Genomic DNA, 13,147 nt, shown 5'->3' on the forward strand with positions numbered 1-13,147 from the left:
AGCTGTTTTGTCGCCTGGCTTCCCGTTGGCGCGCTCGACGGCGGCTCGAAGCCTGACCTGCATGCAGCAGGGTGGGCAACGTCGACGCTGGTGCGAACACCGGGGAAGCCTGTTCGCGGGGTATTTTACTGATTTCGATACGGGCGGCAATTCACGATGCGCAGGATTAGCCGTCTGGATAAGGGACGGGGGCGGCGCGGTCCAATCCCGCGCCGCCCCCGCGCCTTATTTGCGCCGGTTTTCCAGCTCGTCCCAGCGTTCGAGCGCGACCAGCAGTTCTTCGTCGATCGCGGCATAGCGCTCCGTCAAACGCGTGCCTTCCTGCGCGTCTTTGGCGAACACGGAGCCGTCTTCGAGTTGTGCGCCTATCGCTTTCTGCTCGGCTTCGAGCGCGGCGATCTTTTCCGGCAGCGCCTCCAGTTCACGCTGCTCCTTGAACGACAGCTTCGCGGCGCGTTGCGGCGTATTGCGGCCCGCGGAACTGTCTTTGGCCGCGGCCGTGTCTTTGCCCGCGTCCTTGCCGGCTTCTTTCTGCGCGTCCAGCGCCATTTGCTGCGAACGGTCGCGCTGGATCTGCCAATCGGTAAAGCCGCCGACATACTCGCGCCACTTGCCGCCGCCTTCCGACGCGATCACCGAGGTCGCGACGTTATCGAGGAACGCGCGGTCGTGGCTGACCAGCAGCACCGTGCCGTCGTATTCCGTGAGCAGTTCTTCGAGCAATTCGAGCGTGGGAATGTCGAGGTCGTTGGTCGGTTCGTCGAGCACCAGCACGTTGGCCGGACGCGCGAACAGACGCGCGAGCAGCAGACGGTTACGCTCGCCGCCCGACAGCGACTTGACCGGCGAACGCGCGCGTTCCGGCGCGAACAGGAAGTCGCCGAGATAGCTCATGACGTGCTTCTTCTGGCCGTTGACTTCGACCCACTCGCTGCCCGGGCTGATGGTGTCGGCGAGGCTCTTTTCCAGATCGAGTTGCGCGCGCATCTGGTCGAAATACGCGACCTGCAGATTCGTGCCGATGCGCACCGTGCCTTCGTCCGGCGCCAGCTCGCCGAGGATCAGCTTGAGCAGCGTGGTTTTGCCCGCGCCGTTCGGACCGACAAAGCCGATCTTGTCGCCGCGCATGACCGTGGCCGTGAAACTGTCGACCACCGTGCGCGAACCGTAGCGCTTGGTGACGTCGGTCAATTCGGCGACGATCTTGCCGGACTTCTCGCCCTGGCCCACGTCGAGCTTGACGTTGCCCTGCACGTTGCGCCGTTCCGCGCGCTGGTTGCGCATCTCCACGAGCCGCGCGATCCGGCCGACGCTGCGCGTGCGGCGCGCTTCGACGCCCTTGCGAATCCACACTTCTTCCTGCGCGAGCAGCTTGTCGAACTTGGCCGCTTCCACTTGCTCGACTTCGAGCTGCTGCGCCTTGCGCGTCTGATAAGCCGAGAAATTGCCCGGATACGACAACAGACGCCCGCGATCCAGTTCGACGATGCGCGTGGCGACGCGGTCGAGAAACGCGCGATCGTGAGTAATGAAGAGCAGGCCCGCGCGCAGCGAGACCAGCAGGTCTTCGAGCCAGCGGATGCCGTCGAAGTCGAGGTGGTTGGTCGGTTCGTCGAGCAGCAGCACGTCGGGCTGCACGACCAGCGCGCGCGCCAGCGCGACGCGCTTTTGCATGCCGCCCGACAGCGACCCCACCCGCGCCTCGCCATTCAGACCGATCTGCTGCAGCGTGGTGGCCACGCGCGTGCTCCAGTTCCAAGCGTCCGAATGGTCAAGCGCCGATTGCAGCGTGTTCATGCGCGACATCAGCGCATCGTGCTCCGGACCTTCCGGTTCGTCGGCGAGCTGATTGGCGACCGCGTCGTATTCGTCCAGCAGCGCGCGGGCGTGCGTGAGGCCGGCGGCGACCGCGTCGAACACCGTGTCGTCCGTGTCGAACTCCGGCTCTTGCGGCACGTAGACCGTGGACAGACTCTGCTGGCGCGTGACGAGGCCGTCGTCAGGCTTGGTCAGATCGGCGACGATTTTCAGCAGCGACGACTTGCCCGCGCCGTTGCGGCCGATCAGCCCGACGCGTTCGCCCGCTTCGAGAGAGAAATCCGCGTGATCGAGCAACGCGACGTGACCGAACGCCAGTTGGGCCCCGGTAATGGTGTAAAGCGACATGGAGAATTGGAGAAGACAGCGATGAGTCGGAACTGCTCATTGTACCGGGCGCACGGGCGGGTGCCTGTGTGCCGGAAGAGATAGGCCAAATGGCCGGCTTGCCAGATGCGGACAAGCCCGGTGCGCATGGTGAAGAAGCCGGACGGCGTTTGCACGCGCCCGGCTGTCTCGTGCGACAGGTTACTTCACGTGCACCGTGATGGTCTTGCTCATTTCCGGACCGTACGAACGATGTGCGCCGTCGCCGAATTGCAGCGTCAGCGTGTGGTCGCCCGGCGGCAGCGTCAGGTCGGTTTCGGTCTGACCCTTGCCGAAGTGCAGCGATTTGTCGTTCGCGGGGATGACCTCGCCCTTGGGCAGCGGCTTGCCGTCCACCAGCAGATGATGGTGGCCCGTGCCTTCCGTCATCGTGCCGGCCGGCGCGATCTTCATGCCGTCGACGCCGAACACCACGTGGACGGGATTGCTGACGGTCGCGCCGTCCGCCGGCTGCACGAACGATACGCTTGCGGCCTGCGCCGCGCCGGATACGGCGAGCAATCCGGCCAATGCCGCACCGACCAACCATTTGTTTTTGAACATCGTTTTTCTCCTTTTTGGGAAACGAGAGTCTGCGCGGGCCATGTCGGCGACGATGGCGCCTCAGTGACCTGAGGCCGATCGTCGCAGTTCATGCCAGGCGCCCCGGCGCGCCGGTCCAAAAGATCAGCTGCGGATCAGAGCATACACGCTGTGTGTGACGCGGTCCGTCGAGTGGGCTCGGCGTTGTCCCGGGCGCTGTGCGGCGCCGCCACATCGGGATGTTTTCAGCCGGATTGACAAATTCCGGTAATATTGCGGGTCGCCGCCGTGCCCAAAAAAGGGGCAGACTGGCCGGATCTTGCATTGAACTAGAGAAGAGTGCGTCGTGAGCGAAGTAATTGAAGTGACTGAATATAAGAGCTGGGTCTGCCTGATTTGCGGCTGGATCTACAACGAGGAAGAAGGCCTGCCCGAGGAAGGCATCGCGCCGGGCACGCGCTTCGCCGCGATTCCCGAAGACTGGCGCTGCCCGCTGTGCGACGTGGGCAAGGCTGAGTTCGCGGTGGTGGAGTTCTGAGGCGGGTTTATTGGGTGGCGGGGGCGATGCGTTAGTTTGTTGCATGCGCCGGTGCGGTCGCCCGGCCAGTTCACACGGCCCAGCAGGCTTTGACTGCTGGGCCGTTTGCTTTGTGGGACGGGCTTCTGCGCCCTCGCGCGGCACTCCTCGCGTTTGGGCGTGTTTGATATACTCTGCGCTCGCTGGCGAATTTGGACTCGCCCGATCCCCGCGGACCTTGTTCAATAGCGAGATTGCGGCGATGATTTTGGTTTGGTCCTCTCCCTGTAGTTCAGGGGGTGGAATGAGAGGCGCAAGGCCTGTCAGATATGGGTTGCTACCCTTGCTGTAGCAGATCTGTAGCACATAGAACTCCGCTCCTAGAGTATCAGCCGACTGTTATGCAGTCCCGGCTCGCGCCCACTCATCCAACGACAATCGGGCCAGGAAGAGACATTTGCATTGCGCCGTTGGACGACCGGACCTCGGTGAATTGCGGACGGTCGTTTCCACGATTGTTCGCACCGCCTTGAATCCGGTGCCCCGTCGAAGGCTACGCTCCGTCTCCCCGACTTGCTGTCCTCCTTGGTACGCGACGGGAAGGGTGATGCGCCTCGGCGACCGCTGAACTGTTGCCGATGAGCGTTCCACCAGACCACCACCACCTAGCGCCCTTAGCGTGCTTGGCTTTTCTCGCCGCGTGCCGACCACACGCCGTCGTCATAGAATTGTCAATATGGGGGCAACATGAAACATGGACTGGTAGTTGGGCTGCTGTGCGGCGCGCTGCTTGCCGGTTGCATGTCGGCCGGGGTCGAAGTGAGGCCTCAACAGATGTCGAGCTTCAGGCCTGGCGTGACGACCCTGCAAGACGTGACAGCCATGCTCGGCCCGGCGTCGGTGCAGACTGCGCTGGACGACGGTTCGACGTTGCTCGTCTACACGTTCGTGACGTCGAGGCCGCATCCTGAGAGCTTTCTTCCGTTCATCGGGTCGTTGGTTGGCGGTGCCGACACGCGCTCGTCTGCGGCGGTGTTCCTGTTCGATGCGCACGGCGTGCTCAAGAGTGCAAGCACCACGACCTCGAACGTGGGCACGGGCCTGAGCAGCGGCTTGAGCACCGACCTGCACAGCGCGCCGGTGCCAGGCGTTGAGCCGCCCGTCGTGGTCAAGAGCATTCAGCCACCCGCCGTGCAGAGCATTGAGCCGCTTCCGGAAGACGAAGTCCAGCCGACCCCGGAAGACAGTGCTGAACCGCCACCAGAACAAAGTGTCCAGCCGGCTCCGAACAAATAGCGACGGACCTCAGCCATTTTCACTAATGAGTGTCCGCTGCAAGCCAATGCGATGGGAAGACCGTGAAGCCAAGGCTTCGCTCGACGGCCAAAGTCACTTTGATTCGCCTTCTTGGGCGGCGATAGTTCAGGGGGTGGAATGACAGGCGCAAGGCCTGTCAGATATGGATGGCTACCCCTGCTGTAGCAGATCTGTAGCAAACAAAATTTCCCCTTTTAGCGATCGGCGGAGTATTCCGCAGCCCCGGCTCGCGCGCTCATCCGGCAACAATCGGCCAAGTTAAGATATTCAACACTGCGGCTCAGATTGTTGACATATGACCGAGAAGGCCTGGCAAGATTTTTTCGGCTATGCCGAGATGATGCCCAACTCTTCCGCGCGACGTCGAAGCTGCCTAATCCTGTTGTTGCGCGCATCGTTACATCTGTCTGGCGACCAAAACCCAGGATGAATGGTCTCCAAGGCGAAAGAGAGCATGTTCCCGGCCGTCATCACGCCCCCAAATCGTTCTTCAAGCCATGGCTCCAATGGTGCGAACGCGTGAATTGCCGAGATAATCTGCTTTGCCGTGACCTGCTTTTCGACGATCTCCTCAAGAACGTTATCTGCTGTTCCTTGTTCTTGTTTATGTCGCCCATAAAATGTTTGAAGAAGTTCCTGAAGAAAAAAGATATTAACTTCAAGTTGCTCTGGAACTTCTGCGCGGCCGATAACCTCCGCTACTTCAGTTTTATACGCTTCAATGCTTTCTTTTAAATCCTGAAAATTTTCGTCCGCCTCTTCAAGCTTGGCGCTGAGGCGTGCTAGCTTCCGCCTCAATTCCCCCGGAACTTTGCTACGGTTTTTATACTGTAACTTGTGTTCTATCTCCGCCCACGCATGCATGAGAACAGTTCTGATTTGGATCTCTATTTTTATATCAGTTAAATTTCGATAATTTGGCGCTGCACTCCAGCTGCCGGGCACTTTGACAATAAAATGATGAGACCTGTAACCAAATTCATTCCATTCAACCTTGTCCGACTTGTCCTCGCTTTCGACAACTGCGAACTCTTTTTTAATCACATCAGAAATCTTATCGATATCACTCGGAAAGTAAAGAATTGCCCGAACCCCGACAAAGTCAGTATTTTCATCAAAAGGGTTTTTATACCCTTTTGAGTCCACTTTGTCACAAAACGAATCAAAATCCTTCACTCTGGACGATACCGAAACATAGGGAACGGAGGATTCCAGAAGAAAGTTCTGTAAAACATCTTTTATGTTGGCGGCGACTCTTGTGTGCAGTGGCGCGAGCTCTTCATATCGAGCCTTCAATTCAGTCAGATCCATCTTGTCGCCCCTATAATTTGAGTAACAACCATTCAGCGAGAACATCCAGACTCGCGAAACAATAGCCGCTTGTCGATAGTCAACCGAAATTGTATCAAGGCAAACTGGTGCCACCGCGCGGCGAGCCCTTAGGCCAGCGGTGGACGCCGACGTGGCGGATCGAAATGGCCGCTCTTGAGTATGACGAAGGACCGCAACAGGTCACACTGAGACGGACAAAGTAGCTTTGACTTGTCGTCCCAAGGCGGCAATAGTTCAGGGGGTGGAATGAGACTCAAAATGCCCATGCATAAAGGACCACCCCCTCGGCTGTAGCAACTATGTAGCAACGGGGTGCGAAGCTTGTGGCGTGAGAACCTGCCGGGAAACATTCGTGGAATCGTCGATCAATGCAACGCTCGTCGTCATGTCGCCACGCGGTTGCCGGACGATGGCTCCCGGCCGTATCAGTCGAATGGATTGAGCAGAAGGATGGTATTGGCTGGCCTCTCGGTGGAAAGGGTCGCATCGAAGCCCGCTGTCCAATCTGTGCTGCAATGTACCAAGCCGTGCAGGCACACGTACCCATCGAGTGCGCCACCTACAAGTGTCCGGCATGCCACGGAACTGAATTTCTCCTGTACCGAGTGAGCAGAATCGATGCGCAAGCTCTTGAATTTGACTTTCAGGCCGAAATCTCGTGTGCTGCATGCAAGACCAAGAAGACCTTGGTCACGACATTCATTGAAAAATCGAAATCAAGTTAACTGGCATCGCGATCGAGCGTTAACCAGCCTCCTCCGCGATGAGGCCAGCAGCCGGTCTGATGCTCTAGTACTTGCCACCTTGCGCTGCTAGGCTGCTCTTTTAAGTTATGCCCAAATTTGCGCGCGATTGCCCATTTGCAAGGCTTACGGAGTGCTGGTAAACCTCTAGAGATTACTGCACAGTATTTCGATATTAAACACCCCGCCGTGGATGACATGACTTTGCGCCCGAGCCCAGCTGCCGATCTAAACGACTGCTATCAAATAGGACGACGTGGTTATAACAAATCGCGGGTGAAGCGCACTATTAATGCGCTCGATACCACCGTAATTCGGGGAAACGTTAAGAATCGCATCAAGGAACTGAAAAATCTCGTCAATACGATTGAAAGTTTTTTGAATCCGCCTGTGCCCATTCAGACCGCTGCGGCAGCACCGCCTGCCATTGCCAACGCTGAACCAGCATCCAAAGTCTAATCACTACCTCTTGTAAAGGCCATTTATGCAAATCCTTACTGTGCGCACAAATGGCCGTTTCCACACAGATTTCGGCGTCGGCCAGGCAACGCCGCAGTGTGCACGTCGATGAATAAATCACCGTCGTGGCAGCACCCCACAGGCCGCACCTCCTCGTTTGCTCAGATTCGCACGTAAGCGGACAGAATGGCAAATGGAATACTAAACGCATAATATAAAACGAACGCCATCGCCGAACGCAGCCTCGGGACTTCGTTTATCTCCCGGAAGGCACCCCAGACGAGAAATAACCAAATATTTGCGAACAATATGTAGAAAAAAGCGGCTATTAGCACAATATATACGGCCACCGAGGGTGTTTCCAATATCCTAGTCGTGTCTAGCGCCACCAATGCAGGGAATCCAGTCGGGTCTATCGTTCGTGCGACGCCCGCTCCCAGCAGCGATACAAAGCTCCCAATTAGATAGCCAGCACCACCTTCGTACGCGGCAAAGGTCACCAACTTCTTAAATTCGGCCTTGCCACCCGCCAGCCGCCATGCCAATTTGAGAAGCAAGACGTCAAAGAAGAATGTCATCCCATTAATCACAAGATATTCAAAAAAATCGGCAAGCGGTTCTGTTTTCCATCGCTCGATGTACCAAATCTGGCTCAGATATGTAACCAGAGTACTCACTCCGAGGAAAATCACGGCCCTAGTGAGCGTTTTTCGAGTATTAAAGTCTATAGAAATAAGGAATGATTTCGGGCCGGAAAATATCTCAATTAGGTCACTGAAAAAGTTAGGAAGTGCGGGTAATATTTCTTTTATTAAGTCACCCATTTCCACTCCTATCCCAACGTGCAACCTCGTCACCGGTGTCGGCCGCGCCACTAGCACTGCATCGGTCTTAAGCATAGTGCATGAGCGATCGAAATTGGTGCGCGAGTGGACAGATCGATGACGATCTTTTTGATTTTTGTTCATAGCCGGCCCCGCCACTTGCCATAGTCCTAAGAACGCCCGCTCCCCACTACATGGACCCTATAACGCCAGATCTAACCTATTAATCTCTGGTGAGGCCATCTGCCAGCCAAAGTAACCCGTCAGACCGCCACAGCCGGTCAGTTAGCGGATGTAACCTAAGAGAAAGTTGGACTCGTCAGCAGCTTCAAAATAAAACCTCTAACGTTTCTGTGCGTACTTAATTGAAACGGAAGGCTGGCCGACGATCATACCTGTGGAGAGGTGCCACCTCGGCTGACGAGGCTTGGAAGAAGACATGCGGTCGTCCAGACGCTGAATGGCCGAGTTGGGTCGAATGGGCCGTTCAAAGTCACTTTGCCGGTCACTCCTCCATTAGCTCTTCAAACAAAGGATGGCGAAGACGACGATTCCGATGGAAATGCCGAACAGAAGCAACGATAGCCCCGCAGCACCGAAGGTAACGATCCGTTTCCATCCCGTGAGGACAAGAGCGTCGAAGTCTTCAATCGGAGCATCACCGCGTTCAAATGCTTTGATGAAAAATAGCAGTTTGCGAGTCTGCACTGTGCCCCATATCCATCGCCAGAACATCAGGGCCACGGCCAGCAGCAATCCGAGCGCGCAGAGTGCGATGCACGTAATACCCTGGCTTCTGATCGGAGCCATCTTGTCGGCGGCAACGATAGCAACGGAGGCGGCAAGTCCAGCTCCATGGATGATCGCGAGGTGCTTTACGGTCTCCAGTTGCCATTCCAGGCTGTCCGAGTGCGCTAACGACCGAATGTCTTCGAAGAACTTCAGCCAGTATTTGGCCTGTTCGGGGTCGATGTTTTTGATGAAGGTCTGTTTTTTCGGCGTTTCGCTCATTTTTAGCATTGGAGGTGAGCAGTTGCAGCGTCAGCAAGTCAAGCCGCCATTCGATGTTCGTAGTACGGCCGCTCGCGGTCGTCGAGAATGGCGTAGAGCGACGTCAGGTCGGACGGATCTGGATTGAGCCATGCGTCGACGTTCTCCGGCTTGATCGGGACAATACAGCGATCGTGACCGGCCGCCGCGACTTCCGGCGGCGGCTCGTCAGTGATCGCCGCAAATGACCATAGATCGGGTTCGCCTGGTATCGGCGTGCGTGACCACAGGCAGGCGACCACCATTTGTTGCGGCGGCGTCGGATCGAACTGCAAAACGACATTCTTCCCGTTCCGATTGACGTTCTCGTAGAAACGAGTGACGACCATGATGCCGTGGTTGTAGCCGAACAACTTCCCCCATACGCGCCGCAGATTGTCTCGTCGGGCGTTGTATGTCCCCGGCTTTTCCCTCTCCATCTGCTCCGTCCAGCCTGGTAGCCGGCAGCGATAGCGCATTGGAACAACAACGCGGCGGCCGTCCTGAACGATCATCACTGGCGCATACCAGCCGGGATAGATGCGCGAATCCGCATCCTTTAAGGTCATGCGCTTCAGGTCAGCCAGCCGGCGCACCGCGGCGTCGATCTTGTCGGACGCAATCCGCTTGTTTTCAGTGGCGGCCTTTGTCGCCTTCGACTCCAGAATGCGTTCCGCATCGGCGAGACGCGTCCGCTGCTTGAAAAGCTCCTGTTCAAGTTTCGTCGCACGCTGCGCATTGTTTTCGGCAATCAACGCCCGGATGCGACGCTCGTCGTCGGTATGGGCATCCGAAAACGCCGCCTCCATCGCCAACGGAGCTTTCAGATCGCGGCCGCCATGCTCCCAGTACACCATCGGCCTGCGCTCTATCGTTCATTACGATCCGATGGCACCGCGCGCGACCACACCTGTCATGGTGGGAAAGTACGTCGTTGCGCGCCGACCTCTCGCCGGCAGCGTGCACACGCTCTACATAATCCTCGACGGCACCGACGCCGTCGGCACGTCGATCTCGTACCCAAGCGAAGACGACTGCGCATCGGTCATCAAAAGGAATCAACGCAAGAAGGCCGAGTCCCTTGCCGAGAGCATGATCGCCAAGGCGAAGAAGCGGAAACCACGCGCGATACGTGTAAAGGAGGTCGCGTGATCTTCGCCCTCCTCGTCGCCATTACCACGTGCTGCACCGTGTGGTTCCTCACTGGCTCAGCCCAACACCGTTATATCGGCTACCTGTCCGGTCTCGCAGACACCGTGCTCTGGCTATTCGCTGGCGCCTCCGCCGGCAAACTCATCGTCGTGGCTATCGCATTGTTCTGCGCGGTCTGCTTTGCCCGGCCGTTCCTGCGCGCCACCCTTTACGGTCGCCTCCGGAGACAACATGCAGACTGACATCTCCCCGATCTGCAAGGCGTTGATCGCCCTTTTTGCTGGTCAGACGGACCCGCTCACAATCGACAACGTTGAGGCCGCATTGCCGCACGCCGATCGACAGGCACTCCGCCTCGAGCTGCACATGCTCGTGCGAGCCACGGTCGTGCGGCAGGCTATCCGGCGCTCCGACGAACGCCTCGTTTACTGGCTCGCCGGTGTAACCATCGCTCCGTTTGACGGCACGCTGTTTCACTATGCCCCGGATGCCACGTTCGCCGACGTAGGCGGTATCCCGTCCAGGCTGGAGGCGAATCATGGCTAAGACCAGTCCGCTCGTTCTCGACGCAATGATCGTCACCGGCAACACGAAGGCCGCGGTCAAGGCTGCCGGTGGTGGATCATCGGGCCTCTGGACTGTTCCGCCCGGTGAGATCCACTACGATCCGCGCGACAACGTTCGCCCGTTGGATATGGAGCGGGTTCGTCACTTGGCCAGCTTGATTGTGGCCAATGGATACGACCGCAAAAAGCCGCTTGGCTGTTTCGTGCGCAAAGTCGGGGGTAAAGACCGAATCTTCGTGTACGAGGGGCAGCACCGCTATCACGCAGCACTGATGGCCATCCAGGAAGGCGCTGAGATCGACCGCCTGCCGATCGTTATCGACGAGGCGAAATCAGTCAACCGCGTTAACCTCATCTATTCGGGCATCACCAACAACGATGGCGAGAAGCTGACACCGCTGCAATTGGCAGAGAAAGTAGTTGAACTGCAGGAGCTCGGCGAGCCCAATTCCACGATCTGCAAGCGGCTGAACATCACAGACCAGACGATCCGCGACGTACTGCTGCTCGCCCAGGCACCGGTCGCACTTCACAAGCTCGTCCGCGACAAGGTAGTGGCGTCGACACTCGCGATTGAGGAAATCCGGACGCATGGTGGCGAGAAAGCGCTTGAGCGCCTTTCGAACGCAGCGGCACAGGTAAAGGCCAGCGGGAAGGCCAAAGTCACCAAGAAGGCGCTCGACAAGCCGGCTACGCACAAAATTACCGACGTGCAGGCAAAGCAACTTTTGCAGGCCCTGCAGGCTGTGCTTCATGATCCCGCGTTCGGCCAATTGGAAAAGCAGACCATCGCAGGAGTTCACACCGCCCTGCTGCCCCTGAAGGATCTACTTGATACGAAGCGAGGAGCTTAAAGATGGTTCGCCCGGCCATTTCTACCCCACGTCCGCTGCCGCGTAAGCGGGAACCAGCGGACAAACGCCCACGGCTTTCGCTCGCTGGCGCCGCTCCGGCGCATGCATCGAACGACGACGTCAACTGCGGCGGGCTCACGCCCGCCAATGCGATCCAGAAGGACGAGGTGCCGCTCACGCGGCGCAAGACTATCCAGATGAACGAAGGCCAGTCGGATTCCCGACTGGCCACCCTCGCACGAATCAACGCGATTCGCCACGAGATTCATCAGCTGGTCGACGTCGTCGTGCATGGCGCGGACATCGAGCTGCTCGACCTGATGCGTGACGAGGTAGGCAGCTATAGCCGGCACAAAGCCGCGCAGGAAGCACGCACGTGGGCCGAACAGGCTCGCCTGTCCATCGAAACCGGTTTGATGCAGCTCGATCGCGCGCTGCATCCGTCGAAGTGAGAACCACCATGCAGCAGCACGCAGCATTCATTCACTCAGGGAGCGCAAACAAATGAGCCTGCTTACTCGCGCATTCATTCTGGAAAAATTCGGCGTGCGCCTGACGATGGGCCAGCTCGCCACGCTGCTGGCCATGTCGGAGGGCACGATCCGCAACCAAGTCAGTGCCGAGACTTTTCCGATTCCGACGTACAAGGAAGGCGCCGCGCGCTATGCAGCTTACGACGCAGTGGCCGATTATCTGGATCGGATGTCTGAAAAGGCAAAGCGCGAAGCAATCACATGCTAGACGGTTCGCGGCATGCCGACTAACGCTCACCGCATATCTTTAAAGTGGTCCGGCAGATTCCAGTAGCACCGATGCAGCCAACTGCAGAGAAGACCGTCGTTCTCATCGAACTTCGACGGCGTGTCCACATTGGCGAGTGCCGACCATTGGAAGAATTCGGCGTCCCCTCCCTTAGTCCGGGCCAAAAGCCCTTTGTCCAAGTAGCGGATCACGGCAACGTTTTGTGGCGGCGCGCCTGTAACCGTAATTCTGGTAGAAAGAGGCGCGAAATGCACTCCCATTCCCTCGATGTGCCCTATTCCCCAGAGCATGAGTGCGGCCGGCGGACCAAACACGATTAGGGTAATGACATTAGCAGACCACCGTCGCAGACCGCCGGGGTGCGCAACACTCCAGACTGCGAAGGCCGACCAGAGCATCGATATACCGGTGACCAAGCAAAGAAACACCGCGTCCCCGGCCACTAGATAAGCGATTATGAAGGCGATGCCGACCGCCGCTACCGTCATGAACAGCCTGCGATGGCGCTGACGAACCTTTCTCCAGAGGACCGCAATGTCCCGGCTCTCGTTCTCGACCGCTCTCAGCGATGGACCCATTTCGCTCGTGAATCTGACGACCAGCATTTCAGAGACGGTCATCGAAACGCCCATCAGAATGACGAACGGAAACCAGAACACCGCGCTTTTTGCATGATCAACCAGCGAGGTTGGCACTTGTCTTAGCGACATACCAAGCGCACCAAAGAAGCCCCAGTCAAAGAGAATAGACGCCGGCAAACTCACTGATGCGGCTAAGCCGACGATCTTTACTATCTGCTCCACACCAAACGTCTTTTCTTCTACTTGTTCTGTCATTGTGCTTGTCTGCATTGGGAGCCTCGGAG

Annotated in this window: 16 protein-coding genes; 9 read left to right on the forward strand and 7 right to left on the reverse strand. The window is 57.8% G+C overall.

What is annotated here, in order from left to right; genetic code table 11:
• Nucleotides 1-225: 225 nt before the first annotated feature.
• Nucleotides 226-2,166: an ATP-binding cassette domain-containing protein gene (locus tag PQR42_RS42330; protein ID WP_408444106.1), complete on the reverse strand. Its 1,941-nt coding sequence runs from the start codon at nucleotides 2,164-2,166 to the stop codon at nucleotides 226-228.
• Between the two features lie 180 nt (nucleotides 2,167-2,346).
• Nucleotides 2,347-2,748 carry a DUF4399 domain-containing protein gene (locus tag PQR42_RS42335; protein ID WP_134456770.1) on the reverse strand — a complete coding sequence of 134 codons (402 nt, stop codon included), beginning with the start codon at nucleotides 2,746-2,748 and terminating at the stop codon, nucleotides 2,347-2,349.
• A gap of 325 nt (nucleotides 2,749-3,073) precedes the next feature.
• On the opposite strand from PQR42_RS42335, the gene PQR42_RS42340 reads away from it, so the two are divergent.
• Both PQR42_RS42340 and PQR42_RS42345 read left to right on the forward strand, forming a co-directional pair.
• A complete protein-coding gene (locus tag PQR42_RS42340; RefSeq protein WP_007175738.1) occupies nucleotides 3,074-3,265 on the forward strand; it encodes a rubredoxin in 192 nt (63 codons plus the stop codon).
• Nucleotides 3,266-3,991: 726 nt separating this feature from the next.
• Nucleotides 3,992-4,540 carry a hypothetical protein gene (locus PQR42_RS42345; protein WP_408393536.1) on the forward strand — a complete coding sequence of 183 codons (549 nt, stop codon included), beginning with the start codon at nucleotides 3,992-3,994 and terminating at the stop codon, nucleotides 4,538-4,540.
• 348 nt (nucleotides 4,541-4,888) lie between these two features.
• Here PQR42_RS42345 and PQR42_RS42350 read toward each other — a convergent pair whose 3' ends face one another.
• Nucleotides 4,889-5,872, reverse strand: coding sequence for a GTP pyrophosphokinase (locus tag PQR42_RS42350; RefSeq protein WP_408393539.1), 984 nt, complete (start codon nucleotides 5,870-5,872; stop codon nucleotides 4,889-4,891).
• Nucleotides 5,873-6,735: 863 nt separating this feature from the next.
• Here PQR42_RS42350 and PQR42_RS42355 point away from each other — a divergent pair.
• The gene (locus PQR42_RS42355) at nucleotides 6,736-7,095 is read left to right on the forward strand and encodes a hypothetical protein (RefSeq protein ID WP_408393542.1); all 360 of its coding nucleotides are present in this window, start codon (nucleotides 6,736-6,738) and stop codon (nucleotides 7,093-7,095) included.
• Nucleotides 7,096-7,256: 161 nt separating this feature from the next.
• Here PQR42_RS42355 and PQR42_RS42360 read toward each other — a convergent pair whose 3' ends face one another.
• From PQR42_RS42360 to PQR42_RS42370, 3 genes are all read right to left on the reverse strand, one after another.
• Nucleotides 7,257-7,919, reverse strand: coding sequence for a hypothetical protein (locus PQR42_RS42360; protein WP_408495588.1), 663 nt, complete (start codon nucleotides 7,917-7,919; stop codon nucleotides 7,257-7,259).
• Nucleotides 7,920-8,435: 516 nt separating this feature from the next.
• Nucleotides 8,436-8,930 carry a hypothetical protein gene (locus tag PQR42_RS42365; protein ID WP_408393548.1) on the reverse strand — a complete coding sequence of 165 codons (495 nt, stop codon included), beginning with the start codon at nucleotides 8,928-8,930 and terminating at the stop codon, nucleotides 8,436-8,438.
• A 38-nt stretch (nucleotides 8,931-8,968) separates the two neighbouring features.
• Nucleotides 8,969-9,805: an SOS response-associated peptidase family protein gene (locus tag PQR42_RS42370; RefSeq protein ID WP_408495590.1), complete on the reverse strand. Its 837-nt coding sequence runs from the start codon at nucleotides 9,803-9,805 to the stop codon at nucleotides 8,969-8,971.
• A 31-nt stretch (nucleotides 9,806-9,836) separates the two neighbouring features.
• Here PQR42_RS42370 and PQR42_RS42375 point away from each other — a divergent pair, with 31 nt between their 5' ends.
• Genes PQR42_RS42375 through PQR42_RS42400 form a run of 6 tightly spaced genes read left to right on the forward strand, consistent with a single transcriptional unit; the run spans nucleotide 9,837 to nucleotide 12,261 of the window.
• Entirely contained in the window at nucleotides 9,837-10,100 is a 264-nt protein-coding gene (locus tag PQR42_RS42375) for a beta-hexosaminidase (RefSeq protein WP_408393550.1), read from the forward strand.
• Nucleotides 10,097-10,342, forward strand: a complete 246-nt coding sequence (locus tag PQR42_RS42380; protein ID WP_408393553.1) for a hypothetical protein — start codon at nucleotides 10,097-10,099, stop codon at nucleotides 10,340-10,342. Before PQR42_RS42375 ends, PQR42_RS42380 begins: the two co-directional genes overlap by 4 nt.
• Nucleotides 10,332-10,646 (forward strand): hypothetical protein, encoded by a 315-nt coding sequence (locus PQR42_RS42385; RefSeq protein ID WP_408291393.1) that lies wholly within the window; start codon nucleotides 10,332-10,334, stop codon nucleotides 10,644-10,646. Before PQR42_RS42380 ends, PQR42_RS42385 begins: the two co-directional genes overlap by 11 nt.
• Nucleotides 10,639-11,520: a ParB/RepB/Spo0J family partition protein gene (locus tag PQR42_RS42390; protein ID WP_408393556.1), complete on the forward strand. Its 882-nt coding sequence runs from the start codon at nucleotides 10,639-10,641 to the stop codon at nucleotides 11,518-11,520. Before PQR42_RS42385 ends, PQR42_RS42390 begins: the two co-directional genes overlap by 8 nt.
• 2 nt (nucleotides 11,521-11,522) lie before the next feature.
• Complete coding sequence (locus PQR42_RS42395; RefSeq protein ID WP_408393559.1) at nucleotides 11,523-11,972, forward strand: hypothetical protein; 450 nt, start codon at nucleotides 11,523-11,525, stop codon at nucleotides 11,970-11,972.
• 52 nt (nucleotides 11,973-12,024) lie between these two features.
• Nucleotides 12,025-12,261, forward strand: a complete 237-nt coding sequence (locus tag PQR42_RS42400; protein WP_408393561.1) for a hypothetical protein — start codon at nucleotides 12,025-12,027, stop codon at nucleotides 12,259-12,261.
• 26 nt (nucleotides 12,262-12,287) lie between these two features.
• Here the strand turns inward: PQR42_RS42400 and PQR42_RS42405 are convergent.
• Nucleotides 12,288-13,147, reverse strand: an 860-nt coding sequence (locus PQR42_RS42405; protein WP_408393564.1) for a hypothetical protein, incomplete at its 5' end; no start/stop codon positions are given.

Origin of the sequence: Paraburkholderia sediminicola (genome assembly GCF_046027355.1) — a bacterium.
GTDB lineage: Bacteria > Pseudomonadota > Gammaproteobacteria > Burkholderiales > Burkholderiaceae > Paraburkholderia > Paraburkholderia sediminicola_B.